General features: G+C 71.1%; 23 protein-coding genes and 1 pseudogene. 7 read left to right on the top strand and 17 right to left on the bottom strand.

Annotated features, from left to right (window positions below; all coding sequences use genetic code 11):
- Window positions 1-188 precede the first annotated feature (188 nt).
- Window positions 189-824 carry a DUF6230 family protein gene (locus AC5K6T_RS26980; RefSeq protein ID WP_493213035.1) on the bottom strand — a complete coding sequence of 212 codons (636 nt, stop codon included), beginning with the start codon at window positions 822-824 and terminating at the stop codon, window positions 189-191.
- A 651-nt stretch (window positions 825-1,475) separates the two neighbouring features.
- A complete protein-coding gene (locus tag AC5K6T_RS26975; RefSeq protein WP_493213033.1) occupies window positions 1,476-2,447 on the bottom strand; it encodes a tetratricopeptide repeat protein in 972 nt (323 codons plus the stop codon).
- Window positions 2,448-2,695: 248 nt separating this feature from the next.
- On the opposite strand from AC5K6T_RS26975, the gene AC5K6T_RS26970 reads away from it, so the two are divergent.
- Window positions 2,696-3,325 (top strand): TetR/AcrR family transcriptional regulator, encoded by a 630-nt coding sequence (locus AC5K6T_RS26970; RefSeq protein WP_493213031.1) that lies wholly within the window; start codon window positions 2,696-2,698, stop codon window positions 3,323-3,325.
- Between the two features lie 78 nt (window positions 3,326-3,403).
- Here the strand turns inward: AC5K6T_RS26970 and AC5K6T_RS26965 are convergent.
- From AC5K6T_RS26965 to AC5K6T_RS26925, 9 genes and pseudogenes are all read right to left on the bottom strand, one after another.
- Window positions 3,404-3,675, bottom strand: a pseudogene (locus AC5K6T_RS26965) (IS5/IS1182 family transposase); the annotation flags it as partial.
- Between the two features lie 103 nt (window positions 3,676-3,778).
- Window positions 3,779-3,958, bottom strand: coding sequence for a transposase (locus AC5K6T_RS26960; protein WP_493213029.1), 180 nt, complete (start codon window positions 3,956-3,958; stop codon window positions 3,779-3,781).
- 123 nt (window positions 3,959-4,081) lie between these two features.
- Window positions 4,082-4,474, bottom strand: a complete 393-nt coding sequence (locus tag AC5K6T_RS26955; protein WP_493213028.1) for a hypothetical protein — start codon at window positions 4,472-4,474, stop codon at window positions 4,082-4,084.
- A gap of 26 nt (window positions 4,475-4,500) precedes the next feature.
- Window positions 4,501-5,244, bottom strand: coding sequence for a hypothetical protein (locus tag AC5K6T_RS26950; RefSeq protein WP_493213026.1), 744 nt, complete (start codon window positions 5,242-5,244; stop codon window positions 4,501-4,503).
- 19 nt (window positions 5,245-5,263) lie between these two features.
- Window positions 5,264-5,641, bottom strand: coding sequence for a hypothetical protein (locus tag AC5K6T_RS26945; protein ID WP_493213024.1), 378 nt, complete (start codon window positions 5,639-5,641; stop codon window positions 5,264-5,266).
- 35 nt (window positions 5,642-5,676) lie between these two features.
- Window positions 5,677-6,090, bottom strand: coding sequence for a hypothetical protein (locus AC5K6T_RS26940; RefSeq protein ID WP_493213022.1), 414 nt, complete (start codon window positions 6,088-6,090; stop codon window positions 5,677-5,679).
- Between the two features lie 156 nt (window positions 6,091-6,246).
- A complete protein-coding gene (gene icmA / locus AC5K6T_RS26935) occupies window positions 6,247-7,947 on the bottom strand; it encodes a coenzyme B12-dependent isobutyryl-CoA mutase large subunit (protein WP_493213020.1) in 1,701 nt (566 codons plus the stop codon).
- Window positions 7,948-8,020: 73 nt separating this feature from the next.
- Window positions 8,021-8,353 (bottom strand): DUF3817 domain-containing protein, encoded by a 333-nt coding sequence (locus AC5K6T_RS26930; RefSeq protein WP_493213019.1) that lies wholly within the window; start codon window positions 8,351-8,353, stop codon window positions 8,021-8,023.
- A 105-nt stretch (window positions 8,354-8,458) separates the two neighbouring features.
- Window positions 8,459-8,968, bottom strand: a complete 510-nt coding sequence (locus AC5K6T_RS26925; RefSeq protein WP_493213017.1) for a MarR family winged helix-turn-helix transcriptional regulator — start codon at window positions 8,966-8,968, stop codon at window positions 8,459-8,461.
- Between the two features lie 356 nt (window positions 8,969-9,324).
- Between AC5K6T_RS26925 and AC5K6T_RS26920 the strand changes: the two genes are divergently transcribed.
- The gene (locus AC5K6T_RS26920; RefSeq protein WP_493213015.1) at window positions 9,325-10,332 is read left to right on the top strand and encodes a glycoside hydrolase family 6 protein; all 1,008 of its coding nucleotides are present in this window, start codon (window positions 9,325-9,327) and stop codon (window positions 10,330-10,332) included.
- Between the two features lie 246 nt (window positions 10,333-10,578).
- Here the strand turns inward: AC5K6T_RS26920 and glxA are convergent, their stop codons facing one another.
- The 4 genes from glxA to AC5K6T_RS26900 form a co-directional block, all read right to left on the bottom strand.
- Entirely contained in the window at window positions 10,579-12,534 is a 1,956-nt protein-coding gene (gene glxA / locus AC5K6T_RS26915; RefSeq protein WP_493213013.1) for a radical copper oxidase GlxA, read from the bottom strand.
- 3 nt (window positions 12,535-12,537) lie between these two features.
- Window positions 12,538-14,337: a glycosyltransferase family 2 protein gene (locus tag AC5K6T_RS26910; RefSeq protein ID WP_493213011.1), complete on the bottom strand. Its 1,800-nt coding sequence runs from the start codon at window positions 14,335-14,337 to the stop codon at window positions 12,538-12,540.
- 127 nt (window positions 14,338-14,464) lie between these two features.
- A complete protein-coding gene (locus AC5K6T_RS26905; protein WP_361298920.1) occupies window positions 14,465-14,758 on the bottom strand; it encodes an MTH1187 family thiamine-binding protein in 294 nt (97 codons plus the stop codon).
- The gene (locus AC5K6T_RS26900) at window positions 14,755-15,099 is read right to left on the bottom strand and encodes a DUF3817 domain-containing protein (RefSeq protein ID WP_493213008.1); all 345 of its coding nucleotides are present in this window, start codon (window positions 15,097-15,099) and stop codon (window positions 14,755-14,757) included. Before AC5K6T_RS26900 ends, AC5K6T_RS26905 begins: the two co-directional genes overlap by 4 nt.
- Before the next feature lie 207 nt (window positions 15,100-15,306).
- Between AC5K6T_RS26900 and AC5K6T_RS26895 the strand changes: the two genes are divergently transcribed.
- The 4 genes from AC5K6T_RS26895 to AC5K6T_RS26880 all read left to right on the top strand — a co-directional run bounded on the left by AC5K6T_RS26895 (window position 15,307) and on the right by AC5K6T_RS26880 (window position 17,941).
- Entirely contained in the window at window positions 15,307-15,939 is a 633-nt protein-coding gene (locus tag AC5K6T_RS26895) for an AIM24 family protein (protein WP_493213481.1), read from the top strand.
- Window positions 15,939-16,589, top strand: coding sequence for an AIM24 family protein (locus tag AC5K6T_RS26890; RefSeq protein WP_493213006.1), 651 nt, complete (start codon window positions 15,939-15,941; stop codon window positions 16,587-16,589). The genes AC5K6T_RS26895 and AC5K6T_RS26890 overlap by 1 nt, the downstream gene beginning before the upstream one ends.
- Window positions 16,586-17,368: an AIM24 family protein gene (locus AC5K6T_RS26885; RefSeq protein ID WP_493213004.1), complete on the top strand. Its 783-nt coding sequence runs from the start codon at window positions 16,586-16,588 to the stop codon at window positions 17,366-17,368. Before AC5K6T_RS26890 ends, AC5K6T_RS26885 begins: the two co-directional genes overlap by 4 nt.
- A 96-nt stretch (window positions 17,369-17,464) precedes the next feature.
- The gene (locus AC5K6T_RS26880) at window positions 17,465-17,941 is read left to right on the top strand and encodes a MarR family winged helix-turn-helix transcriptional regulator (RefSeq protein WP_493213003.1); all 477 of its coding nucleotides are present in this window, start codon (window positions 17,465-17,467) and stop codon (window positions 17,939-17,941) included.
- A gap of 380 nt (window positions 17,942-18,321) precedes the next feature.
- Here the strand turns inward: AC5K6T_RS26880 and meaB are convergent, their stop codons facing one another.
- Together meaB and AC5K6T_RS26870 are read right to left on the bottom strand one after the other, a co-directional pair.
- Window positions 18,322-19,278 (bottom strand): methylmalonyl Co-A mutase-associated GTPase MeaB, encoded by a 957-nt coding sequence (meaB, locus tag AC5K6T_RS26875; protein WP_493213001.1) that lies wholly within the window; start codon window positions 19,276-19,278, stop codon window positions 18,322-18,324.
- A gap of 70 nt (window positions 19,279-19,348) precedes the next feature.
- A complete protein-coding gene (locus AC5K6T_RS26870) occupies window positions 19,349-20,551 on the bottom strand; it encodes an acetyl-CoA C-acetyltransferase (protein ID WP_493212999.1) in 1,203 nt (400 codons plus the stop codon).
- Window positions 20,552-20,698: 147 nt separating this feature from the next.
- On the opposite strand from AC5K6T_RS26870, the gene mce reads away from it, so the two are divergent.
- Complete coding sequence (gene mce / locus AC5K6T_RS26865) at window positions 20,699-21,139, top strand: methylmalonyl-CoA epimerase (RefSeq protein WP_493212998.1); 441 nt, start codon at window positions 20,699-20,701, stop codon at window positions 21,137-21,139.
- Window positions 21,140-21,197: the final 58 nt, after the last annotated feature.

Genomic DNA, 21,197 nt, shown 5'->3' with positions numbered 1-21,197 from the left:
AACAGCTCCCTGGATCCGGGGGGAAGTACGTGGCGGCGATGCCGCCGTGGGGAGTTCGAGGTCGGCGCGCGAAGAGCGGTGCCCGGTGTTCCCGCACCGGACGCCGGATTCCGGTCCGGGCGGGGGAACGGCTGCTCCCCCGCCCGGCGGTCAGCTCAGGTACCCGGGGGTACCCGCGCGACGGAGGCTCAGAAGCACTCCATCTTGGAGTCGGTGCCGAGCCGCAGGCTCAGACCGCTCAGCTTGAAGGTGCCGGCGGTGGTGGCCCACGCCACCTGCTTGGCGTCGTCCAGGACGGCCGAGTCCGCCTGCTGGGCGAAGCCGCCCGGCAGCACACCCTTGTCCGTGACGGCCGGACCCTTGCTCTGGTCCTTGATGGCCACACCGATGTCGATGCCCTTGAACGTGGCATCGGCGTCGAGCTGGGCGATGTCGAGGTAGAGGTTGTCCGCCTCGACCGGCTTGGCGCCCTTGCCGGCCTCCAGACGCATGTAGACGGTGCCCAGGAGCGGGATGTCCGTCTTCAGCGACTGGCACATGTTGTTGATCTCGGCGTGCTTGAACGTCGAGATCGCGACCGGACGCTTGGTGGTCTTGGAACCGGAGACGTCGGTGTAGCCCTCGTCGATTCCGCCGTACTGGGCGAATCCGGTGCCCTCCAGGTGGCCCGCGCGCACCTTGAAACTCTGGCCGGAGACGGTGAACGACGTGGCGAGCGCGCCCTGCGCCAGCCCGACACCCACCGCGGCGGCCGCGGCGACGCTGGGCACCATGACCACAGCGAACCGCTTCCATCTGGTCCCGCCACGAGGCTTGGAACCCATGATTTCCTCCTTCTCGGACGTACATCTCCGGCCCTGACTGCCCCTATGACGGCGGCTCAGCCGGGCAGGGATGGGAGAAGTGCTACGTCCTCGGGAAGGAGAGCGCCCGCGCTCAGCGGCGCGAACTGCGCCTGCATCACCGGCGATCACCCCCGAGCGACAACCACTGGTCGCGCCTGACACGCATCACGCACAACCTTGCCGGACAGGCTTCACCGGAAGGCGAAGACCCCCCTGTCCTCAAGAGCCGGCATCACTGCCGCCGGCCCTGCCCGGTGGGGACCCAGGAGCTCCCGCGACCCGACCGGCTGTCGGGGCTGGGGGAATTGGACCGAGCGTCGCCGATCGTGGTGCATTCTCGCCGCCGACACAAGGGGGTTCGTTACTCGCTAGTAACGGCCGGATAACCGGAGGCCGACCGGCGGGCCCCGGTCGGCGACGGAGGGTGTCAGAGAGCGGCTGGACGAAACAGTTGATTACCGGACGGAAGCCGACAGATGGACGAGGTGAACTTACTGGCAGTAACAGCGGCCGCGATTGCCAAGATTTGGCAAAGCGCGGCCGCCTTCCAGCCTCCTCGGAGGCTCCCGGCACCCCGGCCGCACGGCCGCGAGCTCCGGGCTCCGTCCTCCTCGGGCCCGGTACGTCCGGTCAGAACAGGGCGCGGGCCAGCGCCCGGCGGGCCGCGGTCACCCGCGGGTCGTCGGCGCCCACCACCTCGAACAGCTCCAGCAGACGCAGGCGTACGGCGTCCCGGTCCTCGCCCGCGGTGCGCCGCACGGTCTCGATGAGCCGTCCGAAGGCGTCCTCCACATGACCGCCGACGAGGTCCAGGTCGGCTGCGGTGATCTGGGCGTGCGCGTCGGCCGGCTTCTCGGCCGCCTCCTGCCGCACGGTCTGCGGGTCGAGGCCCTGCACCCGCTGGAGCAACTCGGCCTGCGCCAGGCCCAGTTTCGCCTCGGGGTGGGCCGGGTCGTCGGCGAGGACGTTGCGGTAGGCCTGCGCGGCGCCGCCCAGGTCACCGGCGTCCAGTGCCTGCGCGGCGGCGTTGAGCAGGGCGTCGTAGGGTCCGACGGGCGCCTCGGCGGGCTCGGCGCCGCCCGGCTCGGCGTCCGGGTCGACGGTGAGGCCGGTCAGGCCGAAGCGCTGCTCGGCGACCTCGACCAGCTGGTCGAGGGTCTGCCGGATCTGCTCCTCGCCGGCGGCCCCCTGGAAGAGCGGCAGCGCCTGCCCCGCGACGACCGCGAACACCGCCGGGATCCCCTGGATCCCGAACTGCTGCATCAGCATCTGGTTGGCGTCGACGTCGATCTTCGCGAGGAGGATGCGCCCGTTGTACTCGACCGCCAGCCGCTCCAGGACCGGGCTCAGCTGCTTGCAGGGCTGACACCACTCGGCCCAGAAGTCGATGACGACCGGGACCTCGGCGGAGCGCTGGAGGACTTCCTGTTCGAAGCCCGCCTCATCGACGTCGATGACGAGATCGGCCGGGGACACGGCCCCGACTCCGCCCTGCCGGGCCGCTTCGGCGCGCGTCTGCTCGGCCTTGGCCTTGGCCTCCTGGGCCGCCTTGACCGCGGCGAGGTCGACGACGCCGCTCATGGACATGTTCCGTGGCTGCATGCGTCTATCCTCCCCCGTACTCGCGCGTCAGCGAAAACGTCGCGAAAGCCCGCTCCGGCCACTCCCCCGGCACCGGCGCCGGGTCCCCACCCGCGCCGTGCGGTTGCCGCCCGTGCACGTCCAGCACGGGCCGCGGTCAGCTTTCGCTACGAGTCGTAGCGTAATGGCGGCGAGGCTCTCCGCGGGGGCCGCCGCGGGGTGATCTGCCTCACGGCCGCGGGTGCGGAACGCCGGTTTATGGTCAGGGGATGCAGAGCCGCACCCCCGCCCTCCGAGGCCGTCCGCGCAGCGCCGCCGCCGATACGGCGATCCTCGCGGCGACCCGGGCGGCACTGGTGGAGCTGGGCTGGTCGAAGCTGACCCTGGGGGACGTGGCGACGCGGGCGGGAGTCGCCAAGACGACGCTGTACCGGCGGTGGGCCGGCAAGAACGAGCTGGTCGTGGATGCGGTGGCGGAGCTCTTCGACGAGCTGCGGCTGCCGGACCGGGGCTCGCTGGCCGCGGACATCGAGGGCGTGGTCCTCCAGTTCGCGGCGATCCTCGCCCGCCCCGAGGCGAAGAGCGGGCTCATGGCGGTGGTCGCGGAGTCCACGCGGGACGACGCGCTGCGGGAGCGGATCCGGGCGTCCATCGTGGAGCGGCAGAAGTGCCTGGTCACGGAGGGGCGTCAGCGGGCGCAGGCGCGGGGGGAACTGGCCGCGGAGGAGGACGCGGCCGAGGCCGCGCGTACGGCCGACCTCATCTTCGACATGGTCGCGGGGGCGGTGGTGCATCGCACGCTGGTGAGTGCGGAGCCTGCGGATGCGGAGTGGGTGCGGGCGCTCACGCGGGTGCTGCTGCAGGGGTTGGCCGGTGCGGCGCAGGAGGGGGCCGGCTGAGGGTGCCTGGTGCGGGCCGGCCCCGCCTGTGCGCGCAGTTCCCCGCGCCCCTTGGAACTCCCAGCGGCGTGACAAGTTCTTCAGTCGGCGCCAGCAGATGATGCCGCAGGCCAGGCTGAGGAAGGCTTCGTGGATGTCGTCGCGGATCTCCCAGCGGATGCGTAACCGGCGGAACCAGTGCAGCAGTGCAGCAGTGCGAAGCTCTGCTCGACCACCCATCGGTACACGCCCAGCCCTGATCCGTGTTCGGTGCCACGCCGCGCGATGACCGGCGTGATTCCGACGGCCCGGACCTGCTTGCGGTACTTGTCATGGCCGTAGCCGCGGTCGGCGTAAATGGTGTCCGGCCGCCACGAAGAAGGCCGTCGCTTTCTCAGCATCTCGATCGTCTGCTGCTGTTCGCGGACCTCCTTGCGCAGCCGCTTGAGCTCCTCACGCTCGGCACTGGTCAGCTCACCGGACTCGCCGGTTGCCCCGGTCGGCCTTGGCCTTGCGGTACCAGCCGCGCAGGGACTCGGAACTGATGCCGAGTTCCCGGGCGACGGCGGTGACCGTCTTGCCCGGGGAATCGACGAGCGCGATGGCGTCCCGCTTGAACTCCTCGGTGTACCGCTTCGTGTACTTGCTTCCCACCTGGTGCTACTTCCTCTGGAACCTCAAGATCCCAGTCTCCAGGTGTCCACGATCAAGGGGCAGCTTCACGGAGGGCACCAGCAGAGGCTGCGGCTAAGCAGGCGGAGACAAGGGGTCTGCGTATCAAGAGGATTTCTCCATAGTCGTGTCGTAGTGGTGCAATCTGGTCCCGTCAGGGCCATACACGTTCAGCACGTATCCCTGAGCGAGGCTGACGCCCTGCCCGGTGAGGAAGGATGCCAACGTCTTGTCGAAGTCGTCGAAACCGGGCCCGTAGCCGGAGCGTTTACGGGTCCACACCGTCAGCTCCGGCACGCCTTGACGGTTCTCGTACTTGAGGCCGTACACATCCCGCTGACCGCCGGCATCCCGGTAGCGGGCTGCCAGGTCACTGTCGGCGCTGGCTGGGGATGCGCTGATGGTCGGCGGGCCATCGGCATCGCTCCTCGACGACTCTGCGCAGCCGGACAACAGAGCGACCGCGGTCAACAGGAGTGCGGGAAGGGTTCGTTTCATCGCGCCAGTGTGGCAGCCACGACCATCTACGCTTGCTCGTGGGCAAGCCGATCGGCAGCCCGGCGACGCTTCGGCTGGAACGGGTCGACACCGGCCCCAGCACCCTCGCCGGGAGTAGCGGTCCATCCCCGGATCTTGCCCACCACCTTGGCCAGCCGCTGATCATGCGGCTTGACGTCGATGTAGAACAGGGCCTCATCCGGTTTCCGGTCGTCGCCGCCCCACCGAACGACCCCTTCGCAGTCGGCGACAATGTCCCGGACGATCACAAGCTGGTTCGGGAAGAACCCTCCGCGCTGCCCGGAGGGGTAGAAGCCGGGCCGGATCTGCACCGCCGTACCCGACGCCAGGTTCGACTCCGCGAGCCCCTTGCGTACTGTGCTGGGGTGGCGCCAGCCGACCACGTCACCACGGCGGAGTTCGTCTATCTCGTAGTGGAAACGCCGGACGACGTGGATGAGGACGGTTTCTATGTCTCCAAGGCGCACCTGGACACCGCCGAGGAGAGTGCCGGGAAGGGCGCGGGTCCAGATGGTGCCGCCATCGTCGGCGACCTTCTCCATCTCCCACCCGTTCTTGGACGGCTTGCCCGTGTACACGCGCTCCTGTTCGGCCTTGTGACGGCGCAGGGCGTCCGAGATGTCGACGGGCTCGGGAGTCGGCGAGCCGACGGCGGCAAACGCCTGATGAGAGCCGGCCAACGTGACCGCAGCGGTACCGGCTGCGAGCACGGTGGCATGCTTCAGGGCAGCACGACGCGATATGGACATGTGAGTGGAGGGCTTTCTGTCAGGGCCGAGGGATCTCGGCGTACAGAGACGGGTCGATGGTGAAGACGACTGCCGGCATGATGAGTGCCATGAACGCGATGAGCGCGTACCAGACCCGGTAGACGTTGACGGCCTGGGTGACCAGGTAGTTGGCGAAGGCGCACATCAGCAAGTACGGGACGGTGAAGAAGATGATCGCGGCGACAGCGGGCCCCATGCCGTCATCGGTGTCCGTCGGCGACGGCTGAGGCGCCCATCCGTACTCGGGAAGCACCCATACCTCAAGGAGCCGCCAGGGCAGGTCCACGATGCTGTTGCCGAGATAGCCGAGGACCAGGTTGACGGCGCCGGCCAGGACGACGGTGACCGCTGCACGCCTCTGCGGGCTACGCGCCACGGCCAGGAACGCTTCCTCGCTCCGTCCCGGACTGCTCACAAGCTGTCGCCTCGGGAGATGGCGTTGTACTTCTCGAACGTCGCGTACACCTTGAGTCTCTTCTGTGCCTCGGTCTCGGCGTTCGCGTTCTCACCCTGGTAGTACTTGAGGTACTTGAACAGGTCGTCGTACGACGACGTCAGACTCGGGCGCGCAACGCCGTACTTGACGGCATGGTAGCGATGCACATACCCGACCTGCCGGATGTTGAACTCCGGGTCTTCGTTCAGCTTCTGCCAGATCGCCCACACGTCGCTGTCGCTGTCGGGATCACGTGTCGCACCACCGAGGACGCCATCCTTGATGGCCTGGTTGCGGGCATTGATGGCGGTGACAGCGAAGATCTGCCCGGGGCCGGTACTGGCATCCCGCTTGATGAACTTGTCCGCGACCGGAGGAACTGTCTGCAACGCCCTTATAAGGGTGATGACGCCGGGCGTCCCTGGATTCCAGCGGTTCCCCGCGCCCCTGAGGGGGGTTGGTGTCGGGCGGCGTGAGGGGGGGTGGGCCCCGTGGCCCCGGTGTGGGGTGGGGGGCTGCGGGGCCGGGGGCGGGGCCTGGAGGGGTCAGAAGCCGGCTGGTTCCGTGTAGGTGCCCCATTCCTCTCGCAGGGTGTCGCAGATCTCGCCGAGGGTCGCTTCGGCGCGGACCGCGTCGAGCATGGGGGCGATCATGTTGGAGCCGTCGCGGGCGGCGGTGAGCATCGCGGCGAGGGACGCCCGGACCGCCTCGTCGTCGCGGCCGGAGCGGCGGTCGCCGAGGATGCGGACCTGCTCCCGCTCGACCTCGTGGCTGACCCGGAGGATCTCCAGGTCGCCGGTGACCGAACCGGTGTGGACGTTGACGCCGACCACCCGCTTCTCGCCCTTCTCCAGGGACTGCTGGTAGCGGAAGGCGGACTCGGCGATCTCGCCGGTGAACCAGCCGTCCTCGATGCCGCGCAGGATGCCGGAGGTGACGGGGCCGATGGGGTGCTGCCCGTCGGGGTGGGCGCGCAGGCCGCGCTCCTTGATCTGGTCGAAGATCTTCTCCGCGTCGGCCTCGATCCGGTCGGTGAGCTGCTCGACGTACCAGGAGCCGCCCAGCGGGTCGGCGACGTTGGCGACGCCGGTCTCCTCCATCAGCACCTGCTGGGTGCGCAGCGCGATCTCGGCGGCCTGCTCGCTGGGCAGCGCGAGGGTCTCGTCGAGGGCGTTGGTGTGCAGGGAGTTCGTCCCGCCGAGGACCGCGGCGAGGGCCTCGACGGCGGTGCGGACCACGTTGTTGTAGGGCTGCTGCGCGGTCAGCGAGACGCCCGCGGTCTGGGTGTGGAAGCGCAGCCACTGGGCCTTGGCGGTCCGGGCGCCGTAGACGTCCCGCATCCAGCGCGCCCAGATGCGGCGGGCCGCGCGGAACTTGGCGATCTCCTCGAAGAAGTCGACGTGCGCGTCGAAGAAGAAGGACAGGCCGGGCGCGAACACGTCGACGTCCAGGCCGCGGCTCAGCCCCAGCTCGACGTAGCCGAAGCCGTCGGCGAGGGTGTACGCCAGCTCCTGCGCGGCCGTCGCGCCCGCCTCGCGGATGTGGTAGCCGGAGACCGACAGCGGCTTGTACGCCGGGATGTGTGCGGCGCAGTGCTCCATCAGGTCGCCGATCAGGCGCAGATGGGGCTCGGGCTGGAAGAGCCACTCCTTCTGCGCGATGTACTCCTTGAAGATGTCCGTCTGGAGCGTGCCGTTGAGGACGGCCGGGTCCACGCCCTGCCGCTCGGCGGCGACCAGGTACATGCAGAAGACGGGCACGGCGGGCCCGCTGATCGTCATCGAGGTCGTCACGTCGCCCAGCGGGATGTCCCGGAACAGGACCTCCATGTCGGCGGCGGAGTCGATCGCGACCCCGCAGTGGCCGACCTCGCCGAGTGAGCGGCGGTCGTCGGAGTCGCGGCCCATCAGGGTCGGCATGTCGAACGCGACCGAGAGCCCGCCGCCGCCGTTGGCGAGGATCATCTTGTAGCGCTCGTTGGTCTGCTCGGCGTTGCCGAACCCGGCGAACTGCCGGATGGTCCAGGCCCTGCCCCGGTAGCCGGTCGGATGCAGGCCGCGGGTGAAGGGGTACTCGCCGGGCCAGCCGATCCGCTCGAAGCCCTCGTACGTGTCCCCCGGCCGTGGCCCGTACACCGGGTCCACGGGGTCCCCGGAGAGCGTGGTGAAGTCGGCCTCGCGGGTGCGTGAGGCGTCGTACCGGGCCTGCCAGCGACGGCGGCCCTCCTCGATGGCGTCAGCGTCCATACCCTCGAATTTACTAGGACGTCCTAGTAAATGTCGACGGGCAACCGCCGCGAGATCCTCGCGGCGGTACCGGCTACGCCTTGGCGGGGGCGGGCTGCGCGCCGCTGACCAGCGGAAGCGTCTCGCGGGCGATCCTGCGCTCGACGAAGAACGCGGCGAACGGGATCGTCCCGGACAGCAGCACCCACAGCAGCTTGCCGAACGGCCACTTCGCCTTGGAGCCCAGATCGAAGGCGAAGACCAGGTAGATGATGTAGAGCACGCCGTGGACCTGGGAGACCGCCAGGGTCACGTCCTCACCCATGTCGAACCCGTACTTGAACACCATGCAGGTGCACAGCACGAGCAGCATGACGGCGGTCACGTACGCCATGACGCGGTAGCGGGTCAGCACGCTGGATTTCATGCCGTCGAGCGTAACCGCAGGTTCCGGGCGATCTTCGCGCGGGTCCGGGCGCGCCCGGACGGCGGAGCCCCGGGACCGCACCCGCGGGCGGGGGCAGGGCGGGGGCTACGCCCCGTCGAAGTCCCCGGCGGCGATCCGCAGCGGCCTGAGCAGGGCGAAGATCTCCCCGCACTCCTCGCCGTCGTACGCGCTCAGCCCGAAGTCCATGGCCATCAGGTCGCGGGTGGCGGCGTCGACCACCTCGCGGCCCTTGCCGGTGATGGAGGCGAGGGTGCCGCGGCCGTCGTTGGGGTTGGGCCGCTTGTCCACCAGCCCCGACCTGACCAGGCGGTCGACCGTGTTGGTCACGGAGGTGGGGTGCACCATCAGCCGCTCGCCGATCTTGGACATCGGCAGCTCGCCGGCCTGGGAGAAGGTGAGCAGCACCAGCGCCTCGTACCGCGCGAACGTCAGCCCGTACGGTTTGACCACCGCGTCCACCTCGGCGAGCAGGATCTGGTGCGCCCGCATGATCGAGGTGATCGCGGCCATCGAGGGCACCCGGCCCCAGCGCTGCTTCCAGAGCTCGTCCGCGCGGGCGATGGGATCGAAGGGGAGACTGAGCGGCTTCGGCACGGCACCAGACCTTACCGGCCGGTCATTATGCGGTCAGCCCCGTCTCGCCTTTCGGGCGCGGGGCCGCCGCCCCGCGACGGCGGGGCCGGGGCCGGACGCGCCCCCTGCCCACCGCCGCGCCCACCGCCGCGTCGGGCGCCGGACCGGGTGCGGGGCGCTCCGGACACCCCGGACGCCCCGGACACCCCGGACGCTCCGGACACCCCGGACGCTCCGGATGCTCCGGACGGACGCTCCGGACACCTCGGACGCTCCTGGCCGCACCCCGCCCGCCACCCGACATCTTCCGTTACGTGAAAAATGTCCTGATTGTGCCACGATAGGTGACTGACCGTCACCTCCGCTCAGGGAGCAGCATGTCCCGGCCGACCCACACCGTCCCGGCGCTGGCCGCCCTCGCCGCCCTCGCTCTCACCGCGGGGTGCTCCGCGGCGCCCGGCATCGACCAGGCCTCCGTGGCCGGGGCCGCCTCGCGCGCCTCGAACGCGCGGGTCGGCTCGCCGTTCTGGGTCGACCCGGACAGCCCCGCCGCCCGGCAGATCGCGGCGTGGCGGCGGGAGGGCCGCACCCGGGACGCCGACCTGCTGCAGCGGATCGCCGGCCGGCCGGCCGCGCTGTGGCCGGCCGGGGAGACCGACCCCGCGCCGGTCGTGCGGCGGGCCGCCGCCGCGGCCCGCCGCACGGGGCAGACCGTGCTGCTGGTGGCGTACAACATCCCGCACCGGGACTGCGGGCAGCACTCGGCGGGCGGCGCCGCGGACGCGGACGCCTACCGCGACTGGATCGAACGGTTCGCAAGCGCCCTCGGCGACGCCGAGGCGCTGGTGGTGCTGGAGCCGGACGCCGTCGCCCACATCGTGGACGGCTGCACCCCCGGCGCCGAGCACGCCGAGCGCGAGCAGCTGCTGAGCGACGCCGTCGCCCGGCTCAAGCGGCAGCCCGGCACCAGGGTGTACCTCGACGCCGGCAACCCGTCCTGGATCCGGGACTCCTCGAAGCTGGTGCAGCCGCTGCGACGGGCCGGTGTCGACGGCGCCGACGGGTTCGCCCTCAACGTCTCCAACTTCCAGACGGACGACGCCACGAAGGCGTACGGCCTGCGGCTCTCCCGGCAGCTCGGCGGCAAGCACTTCGTGATCGACTCCAGCCGCAACGGCAACGGCCCGCTGGACGGCGTCTGGTGCAACCCGCCGGGCCGGGCGCTGGGCACGCCGCCCACCACGGACACCGGGGAGCGGTCCCTGGACGCCTACCTCTGGGTCAAGCGGCCCGGCGAGTCGGACGGGGCCTGCGAGGGCGGGCCGGACGCCGGCCGGTGGTGGCCGCGGTACGCCCTGGAGCTGGCCCGCAACTCCAGGGCCTGACCTTCGCCCAGGGGGCCGGCCGTTCGCGGGGCCCCGGCCGGACGGCCCCGGGCCGGACGGCCCCGGGCCGGACGGCCCCGGTCCGGCCGTTCGTCCGCCCTCCGGCCGTTCATCCGCGCTCCGGCCGTTCATCCGCGCTCCGGCCTTCGTCCGCCTTCTCTGCCTTCGTCCGCGCTCCGGTCGTCCTCCCGGCGTCCTCCCGGCGCCCTCCCGGCCCTGCCGCCGGAGGGCGGCGCCGCGTCCGGCTCAGCCGACCTTGATCCACTTCGCCTCGGACGGCGCGCCGTCGGCGTCCGTGGCGAACAGCATGTACCAGCCGGGCGGCACGAGCGCCGGGTCGTCCGGCACCTCGAAGGTCACCGCCCGGTCCGACCGCGTCACCTCCAGCGCGATGGAGCGCTGCTCCACGTCCGTGGTGTGGGTGACCGCGCTGGGCCGCATCAGGCGGGCGGCGGCGACACGCTCGGGGTGCTCGGTGCGGAAGGTGGCCCGGCGCGCGGCGTCGAGCTGCCGGGGCCCCTCCCCGAGCACCGGCCGGTCGGCGCCGGCCCGGTGCAGGGCGGGCGGCGTGAAGACCTCCATGCGCTGCTCGAAGTGGCCCAGCTTGGTGTTCTGCTCATCGTCGAAGAGCGGGTCGGAGCCGAAGGTGGCGACCCGGCCGTCGGGCAGCAGCAGCGCCTCGGAGTGGTAGTTGCGGCCCACCGTCGGGTCCGCGGCCGCGCGGAAGGCGTTCGCCCCCGGGTCGTAGAACTGCGCCTTGAGGATGTTGCTGGCGCTGCGGCCGCGGTAGTCCTCGGATCCGTTGGTGGTGAACACCGTGTCGTCCGGCATGATGACGCTGTTCAGGTAGCGCGTGCCCTGCGGCAGGTCGGGTCCGTCCCGGAAGACCGGGTTGTCCTTCCTGAGGTCGACGACCGCGGTGCGCGCGGTCGCCTTCCTGGACTCGCCGACCCCGCCGCCGCCCAGGATCATCACCTTCTGGTCCTGCGCCGGAGGCAGCAGCACGGAGGCGGCCGTCTCGGTCTGGTCCGGGTCGCGCAGTCCGGGCACCCTGGTGAAGGTGTTGGTGTCCAGGTCCCACAGGCCCGGCTCGCGGCCCTGGTCGGCGGGGCCGTACCCGGCGTTGGCCGCCGGGTAGAAGAGTTTGCCGCCCTTGGTGAGGAACAGCGCCGGGTAGGTCGGGAAGTACCGCTTGGGGCCGGGGGACCACTTCCTGGTGGCGGGGTCGTAGATCTCGTTGTCGCCCGGGTCGATCACGCCGACGTCGTCCAGCCCGGACACGGCGAGGACACGGCCGTCGTCGAGGCCCACCAGGGTGGGGTACCAGCGGGCCTTGTCCATCGGGGCGACCGGGACGTACTTCTCGGCGACCGGGTCGAACTCGTAGGCCGCGCGGATGCCCTGGAAGTCCTGCTTGTCCAGGGTGATCTTCTCGGAGAGGCCGTAGGTGTTGTCGGCGTCCCTGCCCTTCAGGCCGACGATCTCGTACTGGGCCTGGGTGCCGGTGACGGACTGCGGGCCCTTCTTGACGGCCTCGACGAACACCCGTGCCTCGCCGGCGGTGACCGTGGTCTTCCAGGGCTCCATGACGCCGCGCCGGTCGTAGGTGATCTCGAAGGTGCGCTCGGCCCTGGGGACGGTGACGTCGAAGCGGCTGACGTACTCGACGCCCGCCGGGGAGCGGAAACGGGTGCCCTTCCCGAGGTGCACGGCCTTGTCGGGGTTCTCGTTCTTCACCCGCATGCCGCCGCCCGCCCGCTGCACCTCCCCGTCGAGCAGTTCGTAGCGGGCGGTGCCGCCCGCCACCAGGAGCCGGCCGTCGGGGAGCTGGGCGTGGCCGGAGCAGAAGAAGTCGTCCGGGGTGGGGACCTTCTTGAAGGTGCCGGCCTTCGGGTCCCACAGCACGGTGTCGAACTCGCCCTTGTCGAACTTCTTCTGCTCGTTGCCCGACCCGGCCACGATCAGCACCTTGCCGGTGTGCAGCAGGGCCGCGTGGATGGCGTTGGTGCGGTACTGCCCGGGGATGGCGACCTGGCTCCAGGAGCCGTAGCGCGCCTGGTAGCCGGGCTGGGCGATCTTGTAGGCGTGGTAGCGGTCGCCCGCGAAGTCCAGCGCGGCGGGGGCGTTCAGGCCGGCCAGGAGGGCGATGCCGCCGATGCCCAGCACGGTCTTCTTGGTCCTCTGCGAGGGCTGGTAGGCCATGGCCTAGTTGCCTCCTGTGCTCGTGCCGGAGACCCGGGTGGTGGCTCCGCTGCCGGCCAGCGCGGGGCGGCTGGCGTCGGGGCCGTCGGGGAGCAGGGGCGCCGCCGTGCGGGCGTGCGCCGGGCGCCTGCGCCGCTCGCGGAGCCGGGTCGACAGCCATACGGTCACGGGGGCGAGGGAGATCACCGTGGCGAGGACCGCCCAGGTGCGCATCGCGACATGGGTGTGGCCGAGGACGACGGACGCGGTGAGGGCGCTGACCAGGACCGCCGCCCACATCAGGTGGATGCGGAAGGTCAGCAGCCGGTCCGCGCTGGCGTCGCCGCCCTTGGGGGTGATGACGAAGCGGCTCGGGCGGCGCAGCAGCGCCTCGGCGAGGGACTTGAGGTAGATCGGCGCGGACAGCGCGGACATCGCCATGCCGGCCAGGCCCCCGGAGCCCTCGGGTTCGTGCGGGGAGACGTTGTGGCGCCGGTTCCACAGGTAGAGGCCGACCTGGAGGGCGGCGGCGTCGCTGTACAGCATCAGCCACACCGAGGCGGCGACCTGGGTGCCGGAGGCGCCGAACCAGAGGAACAGCACGCAGCTGAGGGCGCCCAGGAACCAGTTGACGGCCGTCATCGGGTAGTACACGAGCATCAGCGTGTACGAGAGGAGACGGCCGGGCGGCATCGTGAACGGCGCCTTCCAGTACTGCTTGAGGAGGGTGTCGTAGGTGCCTCTGGACCAGCGCATCTGCTGGGTGAAGAAGTCCGTCCAGGAGGCCGGGCCCTCCCCCACCGCGAGCACGTCGGGGGTGTAGACCGAGCGCCAGTGCCGGCCGGTGCGGGGGTTGCGGCGGCGGTGCAGTTCGAAGCCGGTCGCCATGTCCTCGGTGACGCTGTCCTGGAGGCCGCCGATCTGGAGGAGGGCGGCGATGCGGACCACGTTGTTGGTGCCGACGAACATCGGGGAGCGGTAGCGGTTGCCGGCGCGCTGGATGAGCGCGTGGAAGAGGAACTGCTGCGACTCGGCGGCCTTGGTGACCGGGTTGTGGTAGTTGCCGTACACCTGGGGGCCGACGACGAAGGCCACGTCGGGGTCGCGGAAGTAGCCCATCATCCGCTCCAGGAAGGCGGGCAGCGGGACGTGGTCGGTGTCGACGGAGGCGAAGAAGTCGTACTCGGTGCCGTGGCGGGCGAGCCAGGCGTTGTAGTTGCCGTGCTTGGTGCGGGCCTTGTGGGCGCCCTTCGCGCGGTTCCACTCCTCGACGCCGTGCCGGGTGAAGTGGCGGACGCCGAGTTCCGTGCACAGGGCCCTGGCCGCGGCGTCGTCGCCCTCGTCGAGGAGCCAGACGTCGAGGGGCCCGGTGTGGTGGATCCGCAGGGCGCCCTCCAGGGTCGCGCGGACCATGGCGAGGGGTTCCTTGCCGGGGACGTACGTCGTCAGGAAGGCGACGCGGGTGCCCTGCTCGGGGACGACCGGCACGGGGTCGCGGGCGACCATGGTCGCGTGGGCGACGGAGGCGACGTTCACGACCATGAAGAGCTCGATCAGTCCGATCGCCACGAGCATGGTGGCGTCGAGCCAGACCATCCACGGCTCGCCGCCCTCGCGCTCCACCCAGTGGGTGGGCCACACCAGGTAGACGAGGAGGATCCCGGTGAGGACCGGGGCGAGGCTCATCAGGGCGACGGCTCGTATTCGGCGGGGCTCGCGGGCGAGGAGCGAGGTGTACCGCACCCGGCAGGAGGGGCCGGCCGGCTCCGTGAGCGGTCCGGCCAGTCTGCTGTGGGTGTCGTAGTCGTATCCCTCCGGCCGCACAACGCCCTCCAGTCATTGCGGATTCATATCCACACGAAACTGGACATAGAGGCATGTGTCGAACCAGGCGCGTCCAGCCGGGTGCCGCGTGCGGGCGCACCCGCCCGGGTGCGCCCGGGGACGCGCGTCAGCCGGCCAGGTGCCGCTCGACCGTCTCCACCTTGGAGGTCAGGCCGTCCGTCACGCCGGGGCGGATGTCGGCCTTGAGGACGAGGGAGACCCGGGGCGCCCGCGCCTCCACGGCGGCGACGGCACGCCGCACCACGTCCATGACCTGGTCCCATTCGCCCTCGACGGAGGTGAACATGGCGTCGGTGCGGTGCGGCAGGCCCGACTCGCGCACGACCCGCACGGCGTCGGCGACGTACTCCCCCACGTCCTCGCCCACCCCCAGCGGTGTCACCGAGAAAGCGACGATCATGCGCTGACGACGCCTTCCGTGCGGGCGCGCGCGGCGACGAGGGCGTCCTCGGACTCACGGCGCAGCCTGCGGTCGGCGAAGAAGCCGCCCGTGGGCAGGACGGACAGGGCGAGGTACAGGGCGGCGGTGCCCAGCGGCCAGCGGGCGCGGTTCCAGGCGTCGGCCCAGAACAGCACGTACAGCACGAACAGGAGGCCGTGGACGGCCCCCATGACCGGCACCGCGTTGAAGTCCGTGGTGCGCTTGAGCACCGAGCAGACGAGCAGCAGCAGGAAGGACACGGCCTCGGGGGTCGAGACCAGGCGGAGCCGGCGCAGGGCGGAGGCGGTCTTGATGTCCACGGGTCACCTTCGGAGGGGAGAGTCGTCGATCGTTTGTGAACGCATGCACAAACGTTCTGCCATTGTGGCAAAGCCTCCCGCGGTCCCGACGCCGGGGGCACCCCCGAAGGGTCCCGGGGTGCGGGCCTCGGGGTCCGCTCCGGGTTCCGCTCCGCCCCAGGACTCTGGCCGGTGATGTCGCCCGGCGGCTACCTTCACTCCGTGGCGATGTTCCGACTGCAGGGAAGCAAGGTGCTCGCCGTCGACATGACCGGGGATGCCGTGAAGGCGAAGAACGGCTCGATGGTCGCGTACGACGGGCAGATGGCCTTCAAGAAGCTGAGCGGCGGCGGGGAGGGGCTGCGGGGCATGGTGACCCGCAGGCTCACCGGCGAGCAGATGACGGTGATGGAGGTGAGGGGGCAGGGGACCTGCTGGTTCGCCGACCGGGCCTCCGAGATCAACCTGGTGAGCCTCCAGGGCGACAGGCTCCACGTGGAGAGCAGCAACCTGCTCGCCACCGACGCGGGGCTGCGCACCGGCACGACCTTCACGGGGCTGCGCGGCGCCTCGCAGGGCAACGGGCTGTTCACCACCACCGTCGAGGGGCACGGACAGGCGGCCATCACCTCCGACGGGCCCGCCGTCCTGCTGCGGGTGAGCCCGCAGTACCCGCTGAGCGTCGACCCGGGGGCGTACGTGGCGCACCAGGGCGACCTGCGGCAGTCCTTCCAGTCCGGCGTGAGCTTCCGCACCCTGCTAGGGGAGGGCGGCGGCGAGGCCTTCCAGATCCGCTTCGAGGGGGACGGCCTGGTGTACGTGCAGCCGAGCGAGCGCAACACGATCGCGGGGGACGTGTGATGGCGTTCCGGGAGATCAATTCCAAGATGGTGGAGGCCACCGTCGCACCGGGGCAGCGGCTGTTCAGTCAGCGCGGGGCGATGCTCGCCTACCGGGGCGAGGTGTCCTTCACCCCGAGCGTGACCGGCGGCCGGGGCGGGGTCATGTCGATGATCGGCCGCCGGGTGGCGGGCGAGGACACCCCGCTGATGTCCGTGGAGGGCAGCGGCACGGTGCTGTTCGGGCACGGCGGCCACCATGTGCAGGTGATCCGGCTGAGCGGCGACACGCTGTACGTGGAGGCGGACCGGCTGCTGGCCTTCGAGGGCACCCTGGAGCAGTCGACCGTGTTCCTCGGCGCGCAGGGCGGCGTGATGGGCATGGTGCGCGGGCAGGTCAGCGGGCAGGGGCTGTTCACCACGGCCCTGCGCGGGCACGGCGCGGTCGCGGTCATGGCCCACGGCGGCGTCTTCGAGGTGCCGATCACCCCGCAGCGCCCGGTGCACGTCGACCCCCAGGCCTACGTGGCCCACCACGGCGACGTCCGCAACAAGCTGTCGACCGCGCTCGGCTGGCGCGACATGGTGGGGCGCGGCTCCGGCGAGGCGTTCCAGCTGGAGCTCAGCGGCAGCGGCTCGGTGTTCGTCCAGGCCTCGGAGGAGAAGCTGTGACCGCCCACCCCGGCGCGGGGCCCGCCGCGTACGACCCGATGACACTGCCCGTCGACGACAACGTCAACGCGTACACCTTCTGCGTGGAGCTCAGGGGCTCCCAGTGGTTCCTGCAGAAGGGGAAGATGATCGCCTACTACGGTTCGATCGCGTTCGAGGGCATCGGGCACGGGCGTTTGGACCGCCTTGTCCGCACCTCGTTTCATTCGCCTCTGCACGCCTCGGACTGGGTCGTGGCGGAGGGCTCGGGCAGGATGCTGCTCGCCGACCGGGCCTTCGACGTCAATGCGTACGACCTCGACGACGGCAATCTGACCATTCGCTCCGGCAACCTGCTCGCTTTTCAGCCAAGTCTGTCGCTGAAACAATCGATCGTGCCGGGTTTTCTCACGCTGATCGGAACGGGGAAGTTCGTCGCCGCGTCGAACGGCCCGGTGGTGTTCATGGAGCCGCCGATCCGCGTGGACCCGCAGGCGCTCGTCGGCTGGGCGGACTGCCCGTCGCCCTGTCACCACTACGACCACGGCTACATGACCGGCGTGATGGGCGGTCTACGTGCACTGACGGGCCTGGGCGGGGCCTCCGGGGAGGAGCACCAGTTCGACTTCGTCGGGGCCGGGACGGTCCTGCTGCAGTCCACCGAGAAGCTGATGCCCGAGCGGGCGACGGGGACGGTTCCGCACCAGCAGGGGGTGCCGGGCGGCGGTCCGCACGGTGGCCAAGGGGTACCGCGCCTTCCCGGACAGCTCGGAGACCTCCAGCGTCGCTTCGGGCTGTGAGCGGTAGTCTGCGGAGTGTGACATCGAACGCGCGTGCACGCCGTCACACCACCCCCCGATTAGTACGCCTTTCAACTTCTTAGGTAGACTTCATTCATGGAGACCGAAACGGCCACCCGCTGGCTGAGTGACGCGGAGCAGTGCGCCTGGCGCACCCACCTGGAGGTCAACAGGCTGTTGACCTACCAGCTCGAGAAGGATCTGCAGCCGTTCGGACTGACGATGAACGACTACGAGATCCTGGTGAACCTCTCCGAGTCGGAGGACCTGCGGATGCGGATGAGCGACCTGGCCTCCGCCACCCTGCAGTCCAAGAGCCGTCTCTCGCACCAGATCACGCGCATGGAGAACGCGAACCTGGTGCGCCGGGAGAACTGCGAGTCCGACCGGCGCGGGCTGTACGCGGTGCTCACCGAGCACGGCATGGAGACGATGCGGCGGGTCGCCCCGCACCACGTGGCCTCCGTGCGCCGGCACTTCATCGACCTGCTCTCCCCCGACGCGCTCGGCGACCTCGACAACTCGCTGCGGCCGATCGCCGAGCACCTGCGAGGCCAGCGCGGCCGCCCCTGAGGGCGGTCCGGCCGTTCAGGGGCCGTCGGCGGAGCACCCCACAGGCGCGCCGGCCGGAGTCCGCCGCGGACTCCGGGCCCGGGGAGGGTCTCCGCCGGCCGCGCGAGAACGGACCGGCGCGCCGGACCGTCGCCCGGGCGGCACGGACGGACCCGCGGACGGGCCAGGCCGACCGGACCGGCGGCCGGCCCCGGGTGAGGGGCCGCCGGACCGGCCCGGCGGCGAAGGCATCTCGCCCCGCTCCACCGCTCCCCGGGTTCCTGCCCGGCCCCGCCACGACGGCGCGGGCACCGCACCCAGGTGTCCCGGCGCCGTCGCCGCCCCTCTCGGCCGGCCGGGCCGGCCGGCCCGCACCCCCGCGCCGGGCCCCGCCCGCCCGGTCAGCCCCGGGTCAGACCCGCCACCAGTTCGTCCGCCGCCCGGTACGGGTCCAGCTCACCGGCCGTGATCCGCTGCGCCAGGCTGCTCAGCCGCCGGTCGCCGTGCAGGTCGCCGATCCGCTCCCGCAGCGCGGTCACCGCGATCGTCTCCACCTCCCGGGAGGCACGGGCCAGCCGCCGCTCGGCGAGCACGCCCCGCTCCTCCATCCACGCCCGGTGCTTGTCCAGGGCCTCCACGACCTCCTCGACGCCCTCGCCGCGCGCCGCGACCGTCTTCACGATCGGCGGCCGCCAGTCGCCGGGCGCACGGGACTCGCCGAGGCCGAGCATGTGGTTCAGCTCGCGGGCCGTGGCGTCGGCGCCGTCCCGGTCCGCCTTGTTCACCACGTACACGTCACCGATCTCCAGGATGCCCGCCTTGGCGGCCTGGATGCCGTCGCCCATGCCCGGCGCGAGCAGCACCACGCTGGTGTCGGCCTGCGAGGCGATCTCCACCTCGGACTGGCCGACGCCGACCGTCTCCACGAGGATCACGTCGCAGCCGGCCGCGTCCAGCACCCGGATCGCCTGGGGCGCCGACCAGGCCAGGCCGCCGAGGTGGCCGCGGGTCGCCATGGAGCGGATGTAGACGCCCGGGTCGGAGGCGTGCTCCGACATCCGGACCCGGTCGCCGAGCAGGGCCCCGCCGGAGAACGGCGAGGACGGGTCGACCGCCAGCACCCCGACCCGCCGGCCCCGCTTGCGGTACGCCGTCACCAGCGCGGACGTCGAGGTGGACTTGCCCACGCCCGGGGAGCCGGTCAGCCCCACCACGTACGCGCTGCCGGTGAGCGGGGCCAGCGCCGCCATGACCTCCCTGAGCTGCGGGGACGCCCCCTCCACCAGGGAGATCAGCCGGGCCACGGCCCGCGGCCGGCCCTCCCTGGCCTGGGCCACCAGTGCGGAGACGTCCTGCATTCACTGCTCCCGTTCTCGTCGAGGGGGTGGGCGGCCGGGCGGTCCGGGCCCCTGGGGCGGGCCGGCGGCCTCAGTCCTGCGGCACCCGCACGATCAGCGCGTCGCCCTGGCCGCCGCCGCCGCACAGCGCGGCCGCGCCGACCCCGCCGCCGCGCCGCTTCAGCTCCAGCGCCAGGTGCAGCACCAGACGGGCGCCGGACATGCCGATGGGGTGGCCGAGCGCGATGGCGCCGCCGTTGACGTTCACCTTGTCGGCGGGGACACCGAGGTCCTTCATCGACTGCACCGCGACCGCCGCGAACGCCTCGTTGATCTCGACCAGGTCGAGGTCGGCGGCCTGGAGGCCGTCCTTCTTCAAAGCGTGCAGGATCGCGTGGGACGGCTGGGACTGCAGGGAGTTGTCCGGGCCGGCCACGTTGCCGTGGGCGCCGATCTCGGCGATCCAGTCCAGCCCCAGCTCCTGCGCCCTGGCCTTGCTCATCACGACCACGGCGGCGGCGCCGTCGGAGATCTGCGAGGCGGACCCGGCGGTGATCGTGCCGTCCCTGGTGAAGGCCGGGCGCAGCCTGCCCAGCGACTCGGCGGTGGTCTCGGGGCGGATGCCCTCGTCCTTGCTGAAGACGACCGGCTCGCCCTTGCGCTGCGGGATCTCGACGGGCGTGATCTCGGCCTCGAACACGCCGTTCTTCTGCGCGGCGGCGGCCCGCTGGTGGGACAGGGCGGCGAACTCGTCCTGCTCGGCGCGGCCGATGCCCAGGCGGGTGTTGTGCTTCTCGGTGGACTCGCCCATGGGGATGTTCTCCCACGGGTCGGTCAGGCCGTCGTGGGCCATCGCGTCGAGCATCTCCACGGCGCCGTACTTGTAGCCCTCACGGGACTTCGGCAGCAGGTGGGGCGCGTTGGTCATGGACTCCTGGCCGCCCGCGACCACGATGTCGAACTCGCCGGCCCGGATGAGCTGGTCGGCCAGCGCGATCGCGTCGAGTCCGGACAGGCACACCTTGTTGATGGTGAGGGCCGGCACGCTCATCGGGATGCCGGCCTTGACGGCGGCCTGGCGCGCCGGGATCTGCCCTGTCCCGGCCTGGAGCACCTGGCCCATGATCACGTACTGCACCTGGTCACCGCCGATCCCCGCCCGGTCCAGCGCGGCCTTGATGGCGACGCCGCCCAGATCGGCCCCCGAGAAGGACTTCAGCGAGCCGAGCAGCCGGCCCATCGGGGTGCGGGCGCCCGCGACGATGACGGAGGTGGCGCTGTTCGTTCCGGTCATGAGGTGCGATCCCCTTCCAGCTGCACGAGCTGAGGAGTGAACGAGGGTTTACTCGAATGTACTGACGCCGTACGGCACCCGTCATCGGGCCACCGGTGTGATCGCGCGCACGTTGCGTAACCACCTCCGGAGCGCTCCACTGATTCCATGCTGACGCGAATCGACCACATCGGGATCGCCTGCTTCGACCTCGACCGGACGGTCGAGTTCTACCGGGCCACCTACGGCTTCGAGGTCTTCCACTCCGAGGTCAACGAGGAGCAGGGCGTGCGCGAGGCCATGCTCAAGATCAACGATACGTCGGACGGCGGTTCGACCTACCTCCAGCTGCTGGAGCCGACCCGGGAGGACTCCACCGTCGCCAAGTGGCTCGCCAAGAACGGCGAGGGCGTCCACCACATCGCCTTCGGCACCGCGGACGTCGACGGGGACGCCGCCGGAATCCGCGGCAAGGGCGTCCGCGTGCTCTACGACGAGCCCCGGCGCGGCTCCATGGGATCGAGGATCACCTTCCTGCATCCCAAGGACTGCCACGGCGTCCTCACCGAACTGGTCACTTCCGCGGACGTTGAGTCGCCTGAGCACTGACCCTCGTACATAAGGGCCGGTAGGGTTGGGTGCGGTCGCCCGGCTGTCCCGGGCGGCC

The organism is Streptomyces sp. B8-7, assembly GCF_058833805.1.
Note: the sequence above shows the minus strand (reverse complement) of the source record. Positions and strands in the feature narration are given on the sequence as shown.